Source organism: Streptomyces viridifaciens (genome assembly GCF_001888885.2).
GTDB lineage: Bacteria > Actinomycetota > Actinomycetes > Streptomycetales > Streptomycetaceae > Kitasatospora > Kitasatospora aureofaciens.
In genome coordinates this window covers 193,102-210,933 of the sequence record NZ_CP090841.1, presented here as the reverse complement: position 1 = coordinate 210,933, position 17,832 = coordinate 193,102, and the positions used below count along the sequence as shown (strand labels likewise).

Sequence of the window (17,832 nt, the reverse complement as noted above, 5' to 3'; positions counted from 1 at the left end):
GGCCGGCACGCACGGCGCGTGCTCCGACGCCGCCCCGCAGGCGGAAGTCGAAGATCCTAGACCGCCTCGGCGATCAGGATGACCGCCGCCGGGACGGCCTGGGTCAGGGCGCCGCGCCACACCTTCGGCTCCGAGACGAACAGGGTGATCCCGCCGGCCACCATGAAGGCCGCGACGTAGAGGATCACCGGCCGCCCCGAGCGGGCGTGCCCGGTGTGCAGCAGGACCAGCCCGGCGACCAGGCCCAGGGCCAGGAACAGGTTGTAGAAGCCGACGTTGAAGCGCCACAGTCGGACCTCCGGGGCGTCCGCCGTGCTGCCGGTGAGCATGTAGCGCACCCGTGGGTGCCCGTACAGGTAGCTCTCCAGCGGCCACACCACGAGGTGGATCGCAGCGGCGAGCATGGCGAAGACCTGACTGACGGCGTTCATGGTCGACAGCTCTCCCTAACGGTCCAGGGACGGCGGGTGGAAGGCCGGGCCGGCCCAGATGGGCGGATCCGGCAGCCGGGTCGGCCCGGCGGGGGCCCGGGCGACGGCCGGGACGGCCCGGGTGGGCGGCCCGCCGCCGCTCCACGGAGCGGGCCCGGTGGCCGCCCGCAGCTCGGCGACGAACTGCAGACAGCTCGGGTACCGCTCCCCGGGCGCCTTGGCGAGGGCACGGGCGACCACCGTTCCGACCGCCTCCGGGAGGTCGGGACGTGGACCGCGCAGTTCGGGCGGCGGGTCGTTGAGGTGCGCCCAGAGCAGGGCGAGGTCACTCTCCCGGCGGAACGGCGGGGCGCCCGCGAGCAGCTCGAAGACCACGCAGCCGAGGCTGTACTGGTCGCAGCGCCCGTCCAGCGGGCTGCCGGAGATCTGCTCGGGGGCGGCGTAGTCCAGCGTCCCGACGATCTGGCCGGCGCTGGTCAGCCCGCTGAGCGACAGGGACTTCTTGGTCAGCCCGAAGTCCGCCAGGTACAGGTGCTCGGGGTGCTCGCTGTCCGTGCCGGCGGCGACCAGGACGTTGCCCGGCTTGACGTCCCGGTGCACCAGCTGGTGGTCGTGGGCGGCGTCGAGGGCGGAGGCGATCTGCAGCGCCAGCCGGGTGGCGCGCTCGATCGGCAGCGGGCCGTCCCGGTTGATCAGGGCCCGCAGGTCGCCGCCGTCGACGAAGCGCATCGCCAGGTAGAGGATGCCGTCGTGCTCCCCGGCCTCGAACACCGGGACGATGTGTGGATGGTCGATCCCCGCGGCGGCCTCGGACTCGTGCATGAAGCGTTGCCGGAACACCTCGTTGCGGGCCAGCTCGGGGGCCAGCAGCTTGATCGCGACGGTCCGGCCGAGCCGCAGGTCCTTGGCCCGGTAGACCACGGCCATCCCGCCGCGCCCGATCTCCCTCTCCAGGCGGTAGCCGGCCACCTGCCGCCCGACCAGGCCGGCCGGCAGGCCCGGCGCCGAGGGCGGCTCCGCGGGGATCACGGCTCGCCGGTCCGGGTGGGCGCGTACGGGCCGGGCACGGGCGGCGCCGCCGTGGGGGCATCCGCCGGAGCCGCGTTCGGGGAGGTCGCCGCCGGGGCCTGCGCGGGCGTCGTGGGGGCGGCCGTCGCGGCCCCCGGGGCCCCCGGAGGCGCCGTAGGGGCAGGGGAGACCGGGGAGACCGGGGAGACCGGCGTGGACACCGGCGCGGGCGTCGGTCGATCGGTGGCCGCGTAGGTCTGGAACTGCAGCCCGTCGCAGTAGCACCAGCGGTCGTGCACCTGGTCGAACACCCAGAGCGTCTCGCCGTCCGCGACGAGGCCGATCCGCTGGCCCCGGGTCCGCTCGCGGAAGGTCTCCAGGTCCAGCGTGCCCGCCGCGAGGTCCTCCAGCAGGGCGCGGTGGCGGGCGAGCGCGGCCTCGGCCTCGGCGAGCGCGGGGCGCGGGTCGGCGGTGCGGGCGGGCGGGCCGCCCGCGGCGGGCGGCGGCTGGGGCAGCGCGACCAGCAGCCGGCCGTCCACCCAGGCGGTCCAGCCGTTGGAGCAGAGGATCTGCGCCCAGTCGCCGTGCCCGGCGATGAGTCGGACCGGGAGCAGCGGGTCGATCCGGGCCGACGGCCGTGCCGGGTCCGGGGCCGTCCAGCTCGCCATGCCGCCCGGCGGGGCGACGTGGGTGGGTCGGAACGCGAACTCGTCCATGGGCGGGTGGATTCCCTCCGCCGCGCGGGCCGGAGCCGATGGCTGAGCGGACGGCTGAGCCGGTGGCCGGGGCTGCGTACGGCACTGTCACCGCGGATCGGTTTCCACTCTACCGGCGGTGGCCGGGGCGGCTACTCGCGCATGATCGTCTACTTGCGCATGATGGTCGGCTCGCGCCGTCGCAGCAGGGCGAGCACCGCCAGCCCGTACGCCACCGCGAGGGCGAGCAGGGCGGCCATGTCGATCAGCCAGCCGGTGCGCTCGTGGCGGAACATCGGGTCGTCGGTGATCGGGCTGGGAGCGATGAGCCGGCCCAGGTCGACGGTGCGGGCCATGGCGGCCAGGCCCCACCGGGACGGGATCAGCCAGGCGAACTGCTCCAGTCCGGGGACGCCGTGCAGTTTGAGCATCAGGCCGCTGAACACGACCTGGACGATCGCGAGGAGCACCAGCAGCGGCATCGTGGTCTCCTCCTTGCCGACGAACGCGGAGACCACCAGGCCGAGCACCATCGAGGTGAAGGCGAGCAGCGCGATCGAGAGGATCAGCTCGGGCAGCTGGGGCATCAGCACGCCGCTGGTCACCGGCGGTGGGGCGTTCGGCCGCGGCTGTGCGGTGAGCGTGACCCCGGCCAGGCCGACCACGGTCAGCAGCGCGGACTGGGCGATCGTGACGATGCCGAGCACCACCACCTTCGAGACCAGGTACGCCGATCTGGACAGCCCGACCACGCGTTCCCGCCGGTAGATCGCGCGCTCCTTGACCACCTCGCGCACCGCGTTGGCCGAGCCGATGAGCACACCGCCGAGGCAGAGCGTCAGCAGGCAGTTGATGGCGTTCTCGTCGGTGAGCCGTGAGCCGGCCATCACCCGGCACATCGCGCCGATGAGGAACGGCAGGACGACCATCACGGTGAGGAACAGCCGGTCGGCGGCGAGCACCGCGGCGTACCGGCGCACCAGGGTGCCCAGCTGGGCGAACCAGCTCTGCGGCTTCTCCCGGCCGATCACGGGGGCGGAGGCCGCCGGTGGCTGCGCCGGGTGCGCGGCTTCGGCCGCCACGTACTGCCGGTACTGCGGCGAGGCGCGGAACCGCTCCTGGCAGACCCCCTCGGAGTCGCTCTCGAAGGACTCGAAGGCCTCCGGCCACTCCTCCTCGCCGAAGTACTCCAGCGCCTCGGTCGGCGGCCCGTAGTAGGCCGTCCGGCCGCCGGGGGCGAGCACCAGCAGGCGGTCGCACACGTTGAGGCTCAGGACGCTGTGCGTCACCACGACCACCGTGCGGCCGTCGTCGGCCAGTCCGCGCAGCATCCGCATCACCGAGCGTTCCATGCCCGGGTCCAGGCCGGAGGTCGGCTCGTCGAGGAAGAGCAGCGAGGGCTTGGTGAGCAGTTCCAGCGCGATGCTGACCCGCTTGCGCTGGCCGCCGGAGAGGCTGGCGATCACCTGGTCGGCCCGCTCCTCCAGCCCCAGTTCACGGATCACCTCGGAGACCCGGCCCTCGCGCTCGTCAGCCGCGGTGTCGCCCGGGAAGCGCAGTTCGGCGGCGTAGGACAGGGCGCGGTGGACGGTCAGCTGGGTGTGCAGGATGTCGTCCTGGGGGACGAGGCCGATCCGCCGGCGCAGCTCGGCGTAGTCGTGGTACAGGTCGCGGCCGTCGTACAGCACGGTTCCCTCGTCGGCGGGGCGCAGCCCGGTGAGCGCGTTGAGCAGGGTGGACTTGCCGGCGCCGCTGGGGCCGGCCACCGCGAGCAGCGTCCGCTCGGTGAGCGGGAAGCCGACGTCGTCCAGCAGCACCCGCTGGTCCGGGCCGACCCGTACGACCAGGTGCTGGACGTCCAGGGAGACCTCGCCGGTGTCGTCGTACTCGACCAACCGGCCGTCGACCAGGCAGAACTCGCTGTGGCCGATGCCGACGATGTCGGCCGGGCCGATCGGGGAGTGCCGCACCGGGAGGCCGTTGAGGTAGGTGCCGTTGTGGCTGCCCAGGTCGACGATCTCGTGGCGGCCGTCCGGCAGCTCGCGCAGTTCGGCGTGGTGCCGGGAGACCAGCAGGTCGTCCAGCACCAGGTCGTTGTCGGGCGCCCGGCCGATCCGTACGGTCGGGCCGGGCAGCTCCAGGACGGCGCTCGGGCTGCGGAAGACGCTGGAACTCTGCGGGGCGAGCAGCGTCGGGTGCTCGGCGGCTGCCGGTTCGGCGGCGGGGGCGGGCAGGCCGGCGAAGGTCGCGGACGGGCCGGTGGCCGGATCGCCGAAGCGCAGCCTGGTGCCCGGGCCGATGTCCTCGCGGTCGACCCGGCGGCCCTCGTCGTAGGTGCCGTTGGTGCTGCCGACGTCCTCCAACAGCCAGTGGCCCTCGGCCGTGCGCAGCACCGCGTGGTGCCAGGAGACCCGGGGGTCGTCCAGCACGATCTCACTGGTCGGGTCGCGACCCAGGTGGTAGGCCCGGGTCGGGTCGATCAGCCTGGAGTCGCGGTCGGTGACCAGGACGAGGGGCGGCGCGGTGGGTGCGCCGGGGCGCTCTCCCATGCAGCGAATTCTATCGTCGGGTGGGGCCGTCGTGCTTCGCGAACGCCCTTCCCGGATGCTGGCGTTGGACTGGACCACTGCCGCGGCGCGCCACTGTCGTCCCGCGTGCCCGCCCCCGGGCGAGGGATGCCATGAACGGTCCGGCCGCAGTTGCGCCGTGCCCGGACCGTTCGAGCCGGCCGTGCAGACGGCCGGGTGCCGCGCCGCGGGCGCGCGGCGCCGTCCGGCAGCTGGTCGCCGCGCGGCTGGGCGTCGGCCTTCGTCGCGGAGGCCGCCGAACCCGCTGAGCGGTCGGCGCGCTTCACCGCGCTCTGGTGTCGCGGCGAGGCCCGTGTGAAGGCGTACGGCGGGCGGCTGATCCAGGCGCTGGGGGTGTCGGCGGGCCCCTCCCCGCTGCTGCTGATCGACCCGCGACCGCTCGGCCGGTCCGGTGGGGCTGTGCGACATACCCGTCCCCGGGCCGCACCCGGGCCGCCGTCGCCCCGCTCGGTGACCGCCGATGGGACCAATCGCCTTTACTGGCAAGTAAGTTGATTTGACATCGGATAAATGGACGATCACCGTCGGCCGCTGGTAGCGTCCGGCCGTACCTCAGCTCCTCCGTTCCTCCGCTGAGTCCTTCCCGGCGAGCCGAAAGGCGCGTACGACGTGACTGCGCACAACGCTGCACCGCACGACGCGGCACCGAACGACCCCACCCGGACCGGTCGGCAGGTCACCGTCCGCTTCGCCGCGACGACCGGCGGCTCCGGCCCGCTCACCCGCAGCCAGGACGACATGGTCCGGTGCATCAGGCGCGACGCCCCCGAGCAGATCAACAAGGGGTCGGTCTGGCCCGTGCCGCCCGGCGCCACGCTCGCCGCCGGTCTGCGCGCGCTGGGCGCGCTGGTCGAGCGGCACGAGTCGCTGCGGACCTCCTTCCCACCCGGCTTCGGCCCCGACGGCTTCCCGGACAGTCAGGTGGTGCACGGGGACGGCCGGTTCGCCGTCACCGTGATCGAGGCGGGCGGCCTGGACGATCGCGAACTGGACGCACTGGCAGCCCGGTTGGGTGAGGCCGACGTCGCCGTTCCGGTGGAGCTGACGGCCGTGCCGCGGGTCCGGTTCACCCTGCTCGCCGACGGTTTGGACCTGCTCCGGCTGGTCGCCGTGGTGTGCCGCGCGGGCGCCGACGGCGCCGCCACCGGCCTGCTGATCCAGGACTGGTACGCCCTGGCCGCCGGCAAGGAGCTGCCGCCCGTCACCGCTCCGACCCCGATCCAGATCGCCGCGGCCGAGCGCAGCCCCGGGGCCGCCGCAAGGTGACCGGCGCGACCCCGAGATCGTCGCCCGGCTCGACGCCCTCACCTGAACGTGGGACGGCCGGGGCGTCGGGGCGCACTCACCCCAACGGGTCCTCCTCCCTCCCCCGGCCCGTCTCGCCGAACTCCCACGGCAGGTCCCAGGAACAGGCCGCGGTCGTCCCGGAGGTGAGCCCCCACGGGCTCGGGACCTCCTGGGCCACCTCCGTGTCCCCGCCCTGGAGCGGCAGCCGGTCGATGACCGAGACCAGCGCGGGCGGCAGCTGCGGTGCCAGCCCGCGGTGCACGCGGGAGAGGATGTCGCGTCGGACGTTCTCCGGCAGCAGTGGCCGGCTCATCCGCAACGGCCGTGGTCCGGGCGGGCGTTCGGCCGATGACAGCTGCTCGGACCACGCCCGCCAGTAGTCCGCGTCGTCGGTCTCGCCGAGCTTCAGATGGTGCAGGTGGAGGCAGTAGGCGGCCGTCCCGCTGCCCGAGCCGGCGGCGAAGCGCCACCAGAACTCGGCGCCCTCCTCCTTGCCGGTCGCGTACAACAGGGCGCCGAACACCTCGGCCCCCTCCGGCTGGATCCGGCGCGCGTTGACCAGCAGGTCCAGGCCCCGGGAGGCGCACGGCGCGCCCAGCACCAGGGCGATCACCAGGCCCAGTTCGAAGGAGGCCTGCTCGTGCTCCGAGGGCAGGTGGGCCGGGGCGGCGGTGAGCCTGGCCTGCCGCAGGACCGCGATCCGCTCAGCGTGGGCGCGTTCGCGCCGGGGCACGCGGAACACCGTGCGCTCCCCACCGGCGGTGCGCGTCCCGCTGTCCGGCTCGACCTCCCGGCCGGTCGTCACGACTCGCCCTCGTGGTCCGGCAGTTCGCGCACCCCGAGCCGGCGTGCCAGCCGCTCCCGGGCGTGCCGCAGATTGGAGTGCACCGTGGCCACCGGCCGTCCCAGGTAGGCCGCGATCACCTTGGCGTGCAGCCCCAGCAGATAGCGCAGGATCACCACGTCCCGCTGCCGGTCCGGCAGTTCGAGGATCGCCGCGTACAGCCGCACCTCGTCCGCCTCGCTCTGAAGGAGTCCGGCTGCGACCTGCTTGAACGCCCCGATCACGGCGGCGAAGGTGACCGCCTCGACCTCGACCGGCTCGTCCGCGGCCACCCAGTCTCCGACGTGCCGGTTCGCCAACCGCCAGGCATACGCGGCCGGTTCCTCGAACCGCAGCACCTGCGACCAGCAGCGGGCCAGGTCGGCCTTGACCGCCTCGACCACCAGCAGGGCGTCGGCCCGGCTGCCTATCCGGGTCAACGCGAGGGCGTGCCAAGCGGGTTCATGGGTCTCGCAGAACGCGGCGTAGGTGATGTCCAGGCGCGGGACCGCCTCCACCTGCACCGCCGTCCGCTCCGGTCCGGGCGTGCCGGTGCCCTCCACCGCCGTCCCTCCGCGGTGCCCACGCACGGGGGCACCCCTGTCGATCGTCATCGAGCCTGCTTTCCGTGGCCGTCGGCTGCTCGCCGGGTCACCCGCGGGTCGGGCTGTCCGCGCCCATCCTCATTCCATCAGGCCCGTCACTCCAGGCTGCACACCGAATACAGATTGTCATCACATGTGATTGGTCCATGGGTTGAGCCCCCAGGAGGGACGATTGCTCCCCGGATGCGGTGGGCACCAATCGGACGGTGTCCGCGAGGCCGCGCGGGAAGAGGGGGAAGCCGGATGAGCCGCTACGACGGGGTCGACCTGCAGCTGAACGTGCCGCACTCGGCCCGGATGTACGACTACTTCCTCGGCGGCTTCACCAACTTCGCCGCTGACCGCGAGGCCGCCGGCCACGTCCTCGCCTCCGCCTCCTGGGTGCGCGACGCCGCCCGGGCCAACCGGGCCTTCATGCGCCGCTCGACCCGCATCCTCGCGCGGACGGGCATCGAGCAGTTCCTCGACATCGGCACCGGCATTCCCACCTCGCCCAACCTCCACGAGGTCGCCCAGGGCGTCCGGCCCCGCGCCCGGGTCGTCTACGTCGACAACGACCCGATCGTGCTGACCCACGCCCAGGCACTGCTCGCCAGCACCCCCGAGGGCCGCACCGCGTACGTCGAGGCCGACGTCACCGATCCCGACGGCCTGCTCGCCGAACCCGCCCTGCGCGAGACCATCGACTTCGACCGCCCGGTCGCGCTCTCCCTCAACGCCCTGCTCCACTTCGTCCCCGACGCGGCCGGCGCGTACGAGCTGGTCGACCGCCTGAAGTCCGCGCTCGCCCCCGGCAGCGCCCTGGTGATGACCCACGTCACGCCCGACTTCGCGCCCGAGGAGGTCGGCCGCATCGTCGGCGTCTACGAGGCCGCCGGCACCGCCCTCCAGGCCCGCACCCGGGCGCAGGTCGCCCGCTTCTTCGCCGGCTGGAGCCTCCTGGACCCCGGCGTCGTTCCCCTCCCGCATTGGCGGCCGGACCCGGACGAGCCCCCGGTGCCCGCCGCCGACGCCGCCGGCTACGCGGCAGTGGCCGTCCGGTCCTGACCGCCGAGGTGTGACCGGCGACGCCGTCGCGGCGCACCGCCGTACCCTTGTCACCCACTCGGGGGTCACTGCGCAGCTTTCTTGTGCCCGTTCCGGTCCCGCTGCACCCCGACCTGCCGTTGCGCCGAGGCGCGGACACCGGCGGCGGGTACGGAGCCCTGGTCGGGATGCACCTCAGTGCGGCTGTTCCGGCGGAACCGACCGGTATGGGGGCCGGCGCGGCGAAGGGGCGGGCCCGGACCGGCGGGCCCGCGGTCTCCCACCCGTGCGCCCCCGCCACCCCGGGCCCAGACTGGATGGCGGACCGCCGCACCCCGCGAGGGAGACGCATGCTGCTGGGACTCACCACCGCGCTGGTCGCCACCGTCTGCTTCGGGTTCGGCGCGGTGTCCCAGGCGCGCGGGGCGCGGGCGGCACCGCGGGCGGACCGGGTGCGGGCAGGCCTGGTGGCTGCTCTGCTGCGGTCCTGGCAGTTCGTCCTCGGGACGGTCCTCGACATCCTCGGCTTCGTGCTGAGCATCGTCGCCCTGCGCAGCCTGCCGCTGTTCCTGGTGCAGGCCGTCACCAGCTCCAGCCTCGCCGTCACCGCGCTCGCCGCCGTCTGGCTGCTGGGCGCGCGGCTGCGGCGGGGCGACGTCGCGGGAATCGTCGCGGTCGTCGTCGGTCTCAGCCTGCTGGCGCTCGGCTCCGGCGAGGAGGGCCGGGAGCACGCCCCGGCGGTCTTCCACTGGGGGCTGTTCGCCACCGCCGTCGCGATCCTGCTGGCCACGCTGGTGCTGGTCCGCCGGGACGGCACCGCCGCCGCGGCCGGGCTGGGCCTGCTGGCAGGGATGGGCTTCGGCATCACCAGCCTCGCGGTGCGGGTGCTGGACGCGTCCGGCCTCACCGCCGTGTTCACCGATCCGGCCGCATACGCCCTGGCACTGGGTGGTCTGGGGGGCTACCTGGCGTACGCCCTCGCCCTGCAGCGCGGCACCGTGACGGCGGCGACCGCCGCCGGGACGGTGGCCGAGACCTTCGGCCCGGCCCTGGTGGGGGTGGTCGCGCTGGGGGATTCCGCGCGCCCCGGCTTCGTCTGGTGCGCCCTGGCGGGCTTCGCGATGGCGGTGGGTGGAACGTTCCTGCTCTCCCGCTTCGGCGAGCTGGAGGGCGAGTCCGCCGAACTGTCGGCCCCGCACCAGGGAGCCGAGGCCCGGGGCGGACGCCGTGGTCGGGCCCGTCCCGGTAGCCCGGACGGCTCTGCCGTGCGAAGGTGACTTGCCGGACAAATCAGACGGCAGGACGCCCCACGGAGCGGCAGGTGAGCGATGGCGGAGGACCCCGCGATGGCTGAGGAAGCCCGGTCCCGGTCCCGGCGGTCAGGGTCGACCGACCGCCCCGTCGTGCTGATCACCGGCGCCTCCTCGGGCATCGGCCTCGCCACCGCCACCCGGCTGGCCGACGCCGGCTGGCAGACCCTGCTGTCGGGCACCGACCGCAACCGCCTCGACGCCCTCGCCGGACGCACCGGCGGACGCGCCCTGCCCGAGGACCTGAGCAAACCGGACGGCCCCGCCCGCCTCGCCGAAGCCGCGCTCGGCGCCGCCGGCCGGGTGGACGCCCTGGTCGCCAGCGCCGGCCTCGGCTGGCGCGGCCCCTTCGCCGAAACCCCCTCCGACACCCTCGACCGGATGATCGAGGTCAACCTCGCCGCTCCGCTGCGCCTGATCCGCCTCCTGCTGCCCGGCATGCTGGAGCGCCGCCGCGGCCGGATCGTGCTGCTCGGCTCGATGGCCGGCCAGGTCGGCGTGCGTGACGAGTCCGGCTACTCGGCCACCAAGGGCGGACTGGCGATGTTCGCCGAGAGCCTCTGGTACGAGCTGCGCGGTACCGGGGTCGGCGTGCGGCTCGTCCTGCCCGGCGCGGTGGACACCCCGTTCTTCGACCGGCGCGGCACCCCGTACCAGCGCGAACTCCCGCGCCCGGTCTCGGCCGAGCGGGTCGCCGACACCGTCGTCGCCACCATGACCACCGAGCGGGACCGCCTCTTCGTCCCGCACTGGCTCGGCTTCCCGGCCAGGATCCACGGGGTCGCGCCCGGTGTGTTCCGCCGGATGGCCTCCCGCTTCGGGTGAGCCCCCGGGCCGCCCCGGCCATCGCGCTCGCCCTCGCGGCGGGCGCGGAGTTCCTGCACCTCGCCCCGGCGGCGGTCCGCCTCCCGCCGCTGCGCCGCACCCTGGCCCGCCGCACCGCCGGCCACGGCACCACCCCGGGCCACCTCGCCCTCACCTTCGACGACGGCCCCGACCCGCGCAGCACCCCGTACGTCCTGGACGCCCTCGACGAGCTCGGCGCCCGCGCCACCTTCTTCCTGCTCGGCGCGATGCTGGAGCGCGCCCCCGCCCTCGGCCGCGAACTGGTGCTGCGCGGCCACGAGGTCGCCGTGCACGGCTGGTACCACCGGCGGCAGTGGTACCCGGCCCCGGGCCGCGACCTGGGCGAACTGCGCCGCGCCACCGAGGCGGTGACCGACCTGTGCGGCGCCCGACCGCGCTGGTACCGCCCGCCGTACGGCGTGCTCACCGCCGGACCGGCGCTGGCCGCCCGCCGCCTGGGCCTGCGCAGCGTGCTGTGGACCGCCTGGGGCCGCGACTGGACGGCCGCGGCCACCGGCGACTCCGTCTACGCGACCGCCCGCCCCGGCCTCACCGCCGGGGCCACCCTCCTGCTGCACGACTCCGACTGCACCTCCGCCCCCGGCTCCTGGCGCGCCACCCTCGCCGCCCTCCCGCTGATCGCCGCCCACTGCCGCGCCCACGCCCTCGCCCTCGGCCCGCTGCGCGACCACGCCGTGCCGCCCGTCTCCTGCGGCGCACGCTCGTCGAGGCCTCGGCTTGACCTCAAGTCGACTTGAGGTGCGAGCGTGATCGGCATGACCGAGAAGACCTTCAACGAGATCACCGACGGGACCGCCGACGGGACCGCCGACGGGACCACCGGCAGGATCACCGACGGGACCACCGACGAACCGACCGGGGCCCGGGAGGTCCGGGCGATCAGGGAGGTCGTCGCCGTCGTCGAGCGCACGCAACGGGCCAAGGACCCCGACGGTTTCCTCGCCCTCTTCCGCCCCGACTCGCTGTGGACGACCGCCCACGGCAGGGTGCTGGTGGGTTTCGACGCGATCGCCGCCTTCACCCGGGAGGCGCTGCCCCGGGCGGACTGGGACGGCGAGGTGACGTACGAGGTCGCGCACGTGCAGTTCCTGCGGCCGGACGTGGCGGCCGTCAAGGTCCGGCAGGTCTACCACGGGCCCGGGGGTGACTCCGAGGGCACTCCGCTGTACCTGATGTCGCGTGACGAGGACGGGCGCTGGCTGCTGCACGTCGGTCAGAACACCGCGGTGCAGGCGGGGTAGGGGCGCCCGGCTACCCCAGTCCGACCCGCTCCAGCGCCGCCCCGAAACCCTTCTGCCAGGCCTTCGGGTCGGCGCCGGTGGACGGTTCGGGGGCCGGGCGGCCGAGGGCGGCGAGCGCGTTGCGGACCACCTCGGCTGGGCGCGCGGTGGCGACGTCGGCGTGGCCGAGCTCCAGCTCGTGCTGGAGGTTGTCCCGGCCGTGGCCCTGGACGACGTCGAGCAGCAGCAGCCGGCGCCCCAGTGCCCGGGCCTCGCTGCAGGTGTCGCCGGAGCTGGTGACGACCAGGTCGGCGGCGGCCATCAGGGCCGGGATCCGGTCGGTGTAGCCGAAGGGGTGCAGCCGCGGCTCCCGGCGGGCGGCCGCCCGCAGTCGCCGCTCCAGCTCCCGGTTGCGCCCGGCCACCGCGAGCACGTGCGGACCGGCGGCGGCCAGCGAGGCGGCGGTGCGGGCGATCGGCCCGAGCCCCCAGGCGCCGGACATCAGCAACACGCACTCGGCGTCCGGTGCCACGCGGAGCTCGGCCCGGGCCCCGGCCCGGTCCGGCGGGCGGTAGAACGGCTGCCGCAGCGGCGCGGGCACCACGGCGACGTCGGCGTCCGGCAGGTAGCGGCGCACGGCGCAGGCGGCGACCTCGGAGGTGACCAGGAACAGGTCGGTGCCCTCCTGCACCCAGAGCCGGTGCGGCGTCACGTCGGTGCAGAACACGAGGTGCCGGAAGTCCCGCCGCGGCAGCCGGTTGACCGCCGAGGTGGCGGTGGCGAACACCGAGACCACCAGCTGCGGCCGCTGGTCGGCGACCAGCTCGCGCAGCGCCGGGACGAGCCGGCTGCGGGCCGCCGCGTCGGCGAGCAGCGCGATCCGGGCACCTGGGCGCAGCGCCGAGAAGTGGAAGGCGTCGTAGACTCCGGGCAGGTCGAGCAGCCGACGGAAGACCGCCTCGCCGACGGCGCCCGAGCGGTGCCCGAGCAGGGCCATCGCGTCCACGGTGCCGGTGGTCCAGCCGCGTTCGTGCAGGGTTTCGGCGCAGGCCTGGGCCATCACGTCGTGCCCCTGGCCGAGCGAGCCGGAGACCAGCAGGGCGTGCGGCATCGGGCGGCCCCGGTCAGCCGGCGGTGGTCGGTGCGGCTGCGGTGGCCCGGTACCAGTCGGCGTAGCGGCGCACGCCGTCGGCGAAGTTGGTCCGCGGCGACCAGCCGAGCAGCCGCTTGGCCTGGGCGGAGGAGATCCGCCGCCCGGTGTAGTCGGCCTTGCGACCGTCGATGTGCTCGATGCTGACCGGGCCGAACAGCCGGTCGACGGTTTCGGCGATGTCGCGCACCGAGACCGCGGTGGAGCCCTCCAGGGCGAAGGTCCGGTCCTCGGCGGCGGGGGACAGGGCCCGGACGTGGGCGTCGGCGAGGTCCTCGACGTAGACGAAGTTGCGGCTCTGCCGGCCGTCCCCCGCGATGGTGATCGGCCGTCCGGCGAGCGCCGCCTGGACGAACCGGGCGACGACCAGCTCGTCGCGCATCCGCGGACCGTAGGGGATGCCGAAGCGCAGGATGGTGAAGTGCTGCTCGTACAGCTCGCGGTAGCTGTGCACCAGCATCTCGGCAGCCAGTTTGGTGGCCACGTACAGGTGCCCGCTGTGCTCCAGCTCGATCGGCACGTGTTCGTCCAACTCCTCTTCCTCACAACCGAGTTGACCGTCGGCGAGGGCGGCGCCGTAGACCCACACGGTGCTCGCCAGCACGGTGCGGCTCAGCCCGCCGCGCCGGGCGGCCTCCAGGACGGCCTCGGTGCCGTCGATGTTGGCCCGTACGGCCCCGACCGGGTCGGCGGAGACCTGTTCGACGTCGGCCATCGCGGCGAGGTGGTAGACCACCTCGCTGCCGGCCAGCGCGGAGGTCAGCGCCGGCACGTCGAGGATGTCGATCCGGGCGTGTTCGGCGTCGGGGTTGAGGTACTTGTCGGTGGTGTCCACGGAGAGGACCTCGTGGCCGGCCGCGATCAGGTGGTCCACGACGTGTGAGCCGATGAATCCGCAGCCCCCGGTGACGGCTATCCGCACGGTCTTGCTCCCTTCGCTCGGCTGCCCGGCCCGCCGCTACCCGGCCAGCCGCCGGTGCACGGCCGAGACGGCCTCGATCACCTGCTCGGTCTCGTCCTCGGTCATGTCGGAGTGCACCGGCAGGCAGACCTGCCGGGCGCAGACGTCCTCGGCCACCGGCAGCGGCCCGCGCCGGTAGGGGGCGAGGACCGGCTGCAGGTGCAGCGGCAGGTCGTAGACCTCGCCGGACAGCCGCACCCCGTACTCCTCGGCGACGGCCCGCTTGAAGGCGGCGCGGTCCACCCCGGGCGCCAGCAGCGCCACGTACTTGTAGTAGTTGCCGCGGCTGCCGGGCGGTTCGAGCACCGGCTCCATCCCGTCCAGCCCGGCCAGCGCCGAGTCGTAGCGGCGGGCGACGGCCCGGCGGGCCTCGATGAACTCCTTGAGCCGGCGCAGGTGCACCGCGCCGACGGCCGCGTGCAGCTCGCTCATCCGCCAGGAGTAGCCGAGCCGCACGTGGTGGTTGGTGCTGAAGGAGCCCTTGCCCTGGTCGCGGTAGATCCGGGCCTCGTCGCGCAGCTCCGGCGACTCCGTGAGCACCATGCCGCCCTCGCCGCTGGTGGTGACCTTGGTCGGGTAGAAGGAGAAGGCCCCGGCCAGGCCGAAGGTCCCGGCGGCGCGGCCGTCGTGGCTGCTGCCGTGGGCGTGCGCGGCGTCCTCGACCAGCGGGACGCCGTGCTGGTCGCAGAGCGCGCGCAGGGCGTCCACCTCCGGGGTGACCAGCCCGCCGATGTGGACGAGCACCACGGCCGCGGTCTCCGGGGTGAGGGCCGCCGCGAGGGTCTCCGGGGAGAGCGCCAGGGTGGCCGGGTCGACGTCGGCGAACACCGGACGGCCGCCGGCGTGGACCACCGCGCCGGCCGTCGCGTAGAAGGTGACGGCGGGGACGACCACGTCGCGGCCGCGGACGTCGACGGTGCGCAGGATCATCTCCAGCGCCGCCGTGCCGCTGCTCACCGCGACGGCGTGCGAGGCGCCGTGCTCGGCGGCGAAGGCCTGCTCGAAGCGCTCGGTCCACGGCCCGAGGGTCAGGGCGCCGGTGGTGAGCATCTCGGCCACGGCGTCGGCGACGGCCGCGCGGTCGTTCTCGTCGAACACGATGCGGGCGGCTGGCACGCCCATGGGGCACCTCCGGCGGCGGGCTGGGTTCAGCACCGATCGGGACGGGTCGGCCCGGACCGGGTGGAAACGGTCGGGCCCAGAGGCCCATCACGCTACTTCGCCGGGCCCGTCGCGGCCCGTTCGTCACCTCCGCACGGGTGACCCGCCGCTGCTCCCGCCGCAGGCCACCCGCCGCTCCCGGCTGCTCCCGGCGCGGGGCGTGCGCTCCGCCGTACGGGGGAGGGCCGTACTGCGTCCGCAGTACGCGAACGGCCTGCACAGGGACGACGACGGAGCAGGGGTCGGCGATCAAGGATTGGTCATGCTGCGAGCGGACCGCCTTCGTGCACCCGCACCCGCACCCGTCCCCGTCCGCATCTGCTTCCGAATCCGAACGAAGGAGTCCGCTCTCCCGTGGCAACGTTCCTCTACCGCCTGGGCCGATGGGCCTTCGCGCGACGCCGGCTGGTGGCCCTCCTGTGGGTCGCCGTCCTGGCAGTCGGCGGAGTCCTGGCGGCCAAGGCGCCCGCCGCACCCGACGACGGCTTCTCGATGCCGGGGACGGAGGCCCAGAAGGCCTTCGACCTGATGAACGAGCGCTTCCCCGGCGGCCACGCCGACGGCGCCTCGGCCCGCCTGGTGTTCGTCGCGCCCTCCGGGCAGAAGATCACCGCCGGGCCGAACCAGCAGGTCGTGGAGAAGACCGTCGGCGAGCTCGTCCACGGCGAGCAGGTCACCAGCGCGGTGGACCCGTTCAAGATGAAGGGCGCCGTCTCCAAGGACGAGACGACGGCCTACGCCACCGTCAGCTACTCCGCCAAGGCGGGCGAGGTGTCCAGGAGCGCCACCGACGCGCTCCAGCAGGCCGCCCAGCACGGGCGGGACGCCGGGCTCAAGGTCGAGATCGGTGGCAACGCGCTGATGGCCAAGCCCGAGGCGGGCGGCAGCAGCGAGGCGATCGGCATGGCGCTGTCCGCGGTCGTGCTGGTGATCACCTTCGGCTCGCTGGTCGCCGCCGGCCTGCCGCTGCTCACCGCCGTGATCGGGGTCGGCCTCGGCATGTCGCTGATCACCGCCCTCGGCAGCACGCTCGGCCTCTCCTCGACCACCGGCACGCTGGCCATGATGCTCGGCCTGGCCGTCGGCATCGACTACGCCGTGTTCATCGTCTCCCGCTACCGGGCCGAGCTCTCCGAGGGCCGCACCCCGCAGGAGGCGGCCGGCCGGGCCGTCGGCACCGCGGGCTCCGCGGTGGTCTTCGCGGGGCTCACCGTGGTGATCGCGCTCGCCGGGCTCTCGGTGGTCGGCATCCCGATGCTCGCCAAGATGGGCATGGCCGCCGCCGGGACGGTCGTCATCGCCGTACTGGTCGCGCTGACCCTGGTGCCCGCCCTGCTCGGCTTCATCGGCCGCAAGGTGCTGCCCCGCAAGGTCCGCAAGGCCGAGAAGGCCGGCGGCGCGGTCCAGCCGGCCGGGGCCAGGGAGAACGGCGGCGCCCGCTGGGCCCGGTTCGTGACCCGCCGCCCGCTCGCGGTGCTGCTGCTCGGCGTGGTCGGCCTCGGCGTGCTCGCCGCCCCCGCGCTCGACCTGCGGCTCGGCCTTCCCGGCGACGAGGCCAAGCCCACCTCCACCACCCAGCGCCGCGCCTACGACCTGCTCTCCGAGGGCTTCGGCCCCGGCTTCAACGGCCCGCTGACTGTCCTGGTGGACGTCAAGGGCACGCCGGACCCGAAGGCCGCCGCGGGTGAGGTCGCCAAGGCCGTCTCCGGCGTTCCCGGCGTGGTCGCCGTGGCGCCGCCGATGTTCAACAAGGCGGGGGACACCGCCCTGCTCAACGCCGTCCCGGCCACCGGCCCGGCGGAGGCCGCGACCAAGGACCTGGTCCACACCATCCGCGGCCAGGCCGCCGGACTCAAGGCCTCCACCGGGGCGACGGTCCTGGTCAGCGGTACGACGGCGATGAACATCGACGTCTCGCAGAAGCTCACCGACGCGCTGCTGCCCTACCTCGCGGTGGTCGTCGGCCTGGCCGTCCTGCTGCTGCTGGTGGTCTTCCGCTCGGTCCTCGTCCCGCTCAAGGCGGCGCTCGGCTTCCTGCTCTCGGTGGCCGCCGCGCTCGGCGCGGTCGTCGCGGTCTTCCAGTGGGGCTGGCTGGCCGACCTGATCGGCGTGGAGCAGACCGGTCCGGTGATGAGCATGATGCCGATCTTCATGATCGGCGTGGTCTTCGGCCTCGCCATGGACTACGAGGTGTTCCTGGTCACCCGGATCCGCGAGGGCTTCGTCCACGGTGAGCAGCCCCGCGAGGCCATCGTCACCGGCTTCCGGCACAACGCCCGGGTGGTCACCGCAGCCGCCTTCATCATGATCGCCGTCTTCGCGGGCTTCATCGGGATGAGCGAGCCGATGATCAAGATGATGGGTCTGGGGCTGGCCGCCGCCGTCGCCTTCGACGCCTTCGTGGTCCGGATGACGATCGTCCCGGCCGTCCTGGCCCTGCTCGACCACCGTGCCTGGTGGCTGCCGCGCTGGCTCGACCGCCTGATACCGGACGTCGACGTCGAGGGCAGCAAGCTGCACACCGCCGCCCCCGAACCGGCGGCCCCGGCCCGGGAATCGGTCACCGTCTAGACCCGGCACCGGTCGGCTCGGACACCGGTTCGAGCGCCAACCGCTACCGTTGCTGTCGGGGCCGCCGTCCGTACGGACGCCCCCGACCCGGCCGCGCCGCACCCCACTCGGGGCGCGGCGCCGCACCGA

General features: G+C 74.4%; 16 protein-coding genes. 7 read left to right on the top strand and 9 right to left on the bottom strand.

The window, feature by feature from the left end; all coding sequences use genetic code 11:
* Positions 1 to 56: 56 nt before the first annotated feature.
* From BOQ63_RS08500 to BOQ63_RS08485, 4 genes are all read right to left on the bottom strand, one after another.
* Positions 57 to 431, bottom strand: a complete 375-nt coding sequence (locus tag BOQ63_RS08500; RefSeq protein ID WP_030284513.1) for a DUF1304 domain-containing protein — start codon at positions 429 to 431, stop codon at positions 57 to 59.
* A 15-nt stretch (positions 432 to 446) separates the two neighbouring features.
* Positions 447 to 1,460, bottom strand: a complete 1,014-nt coding sequence (locus BOQ63_RS08495; protein WP_037829691.1) for a serine/threonine-protein kinase — start codon at positions 1,458 to 1,460, stop codon at positions 447 to 449.
* On the bottom strand, positions 1,457 to 2,155 hold the full coding sequence (locus BOQ63_RS08490; RefSeq protein WP_051746892.1) for a hypothetical protein: 699 nt from the start codon (positions 2,153 to 2,155) through the stop codon (positions 1,457 to 1,459). The genes BOQ63_RS08495 and BOQ63_RS08490 overlap by 4 nt, the downstream gene beginning before the upstream one ends.
* A 149-nt stretch (positions 2,156 to 2,304) precedes the next feature.
* Positions 2,305 to 4,683, bottom strand: coding sequence for an ABC transporter ATP-binding protein/permease (locus tag BOQ63_RS08485; RefSeq protein WP_030284520.1), 2,379 nt, complete (start codon positions 4,681 to 4,683; stop codon positions 2,305 to 2,307).
* Positions 4,684 to 5,331: 648 nt separating this feature from the next.
* Here BOQ63_RS08485 and BOQ63_RS08480 point away from each other — a divergent pair.
* Positions 5,332 to 5,988: a condensation domain-containing protein gene (locus BOQ63_RS08480; RefSeq protein ID WP_072653974.1), complete on the top strand. Its 657-nt coding sequence runs from the start codon at positions 5,332 to 5,334 to the stop codon at positions 5,986 to 5,988.
* Between the two features lie 76 nt (positions 5,989 to 6,064).
* Here BOQ63_RS08480 and BOQ63_RS08475 read toward each other — a convergent pair whose 3' ends face one another.
* Positions 6,065 to 6,814, bottom strand: coding sequence for a hypothetical protein (locus tag BOQ63_RS08475; RefSeq protein WP_050366344.1), 750 nt, complete (start codon positions 6,812 to 6,814; stop codon positions 6,065 to 6,067).
* Positions 6,811 to 7,446, bottom strand: a complete 636-nt coding sequence (locus BOQ63_RS08470; RefSeq protein WP_078867330.1) for an RNA polymerase sigma factor — start codon at positions 7,444 to 7,446, stop codon at positions 6,811 to 6,813. Before BOQ63_RS08470 ends, BOQ63_RS08475 begins: the two co-directional genes overlap by 4 nt.
* 234 nt (positions 7,447 to 7,680) lie before the next feature.
* On the opposite strand from BOQ63_RS08470, the gene BOQ63_RS08465 reads away from it, so the two are divergent.
* The 5 genes from BOQ63_RS08465 (at position 7,681) to BOQ63_RS08445 (ending at position 11,881) form a co-directional block, all read left to right on the top strand.
* On the top strand, positions 7,681 to 8,484 hold the full coding sequence (locus tag BOQ63_RS08465) for an SAM-dependent methyltransferase (RefSeq protein ID WP_072653973.1): 804 nt from the start codon (positions 7,681 to 7,683) through the stop codon (positions 8,482 to 8,484).
* A gap of 329 nt (positions 8,485 to 8,813) precedes the next feature.
* Positions 8,814 to 9,740 (top strand): hypothetical protein, encoded by a 927-nt coding sequence (locus BOQ63_RS08460; protein ID WP_052405397.1) that lies wholly within the window; start codon positions 8,814 to 8,816, stop codon positions 9,738 to 9,740.
* A 69-nt stretch (positions 9,741 to 9,809) separates the two neighbouring features.
* On the top strand, positions 9,810 to 10,598 hold the full coding sequence (locus BOQ63_RS08455) for an SDR family NAD(P)-dependent oxidoreductase (protein ID WP_050367098.1): 789 nt from the start codon (positions 9,810 to 9,812) through the stop codon (positions 10,596 to 10,598).
* Positions 10,595 to 11,377, top strand: coding sequence for a polysaccharide deacetylase family protein (locus BOQ63_RS08450; protein WP_051746895.1), 783 nt, complete (start codon positions 10,595 to 10,597; stop codon positions 11,375 to 11,377). Before BOQ63_RS08455 ends, BOQ63_RS08450 begins: the two co-directional genes overlap by 4 nt.
* 18 nt (positions 11,378 to 11,395) lie before the next feature.
* Positions 11,396 to 11,881, top strand: a complete 486-nt coding sequence (locus BOQ63_RS08445; RefSeq protein WP_079184020.1) for an SgcJ/EcaC family oxidoreductase — start codon at positions 11,396 to 11,398, stop codon at positions 11,879 to 11,881.
* A 10-nt stretch (positions 11,882 to 11,891) separates the two neighbouring features.
* Here the strand turns inward: BOQ63_RS08445 and BOQ63_RS08440 are convergent, their stop codons facing one another.
* From BOQ63_RS08440 to BOQ63_RS08430, 3 genes are read right to left on the bottom strand one after another with little or no spacing between them, the layout of a single operon-like run.
* A complete protein-coding gene (locus tag BOQ63_RS08440) occupies positions 11,892 to 12,971 on the bottom strand; it encodes an MGDG synthase family glycosyltransferase (protein WP_030284537.1) in 1,080 nt (359 codons plus the stop codon).
* Positions 12,972 to 12,984: 13 nt separating this feature from the next.
* Positions 12,985 to 13,932, bottom strand: a complete 948-nt coding sequence (locus BOQ63_RS08435; RefSeq protein ID WP_072653971.1) for an NAD-dependent epimerase/dehydratase family protein — start codon at positions 13,930 to 13,932, stop codon at positions 12,985 to 12,987.
* A gap of 36 nt (positions 13,933 to 13,968) precedes the next feature.
* Positions 13,969 to 15,093 (bottom strand): DegT/DnrJ/EryC1/StrS family aminotransferase, encoded by a 1,125-nt coding sequence (locus BOQ63_RS08430; RefSeq protein WP_030553053.1) that lies wholly within the window; start codon positions 15,091 to 15,093, stop codon positions 13,969 to 13,971.
* 393 nt (positions 15,094 to 15,486) lie between these two features.
* On the opposite strand from BOQ63_RS08430, the gene BOQ63_RS08425 reads away from it, so the two are divergent.
* Positions 15,487 to 17,703: an MMPL family transporter gene (locus BOQ63_RS08425; RefSeq protein ID WP_030553052.1), complete on the top strand. Its 2,217-nt coding sequence runs from the start codon at positions 15,487 to 15,489 to the stop codon at positions 17,701 to 17,703.
* The last annotated feature ends 129 nt before the right edge of the window (positions 17,704 to 17,832 follow it).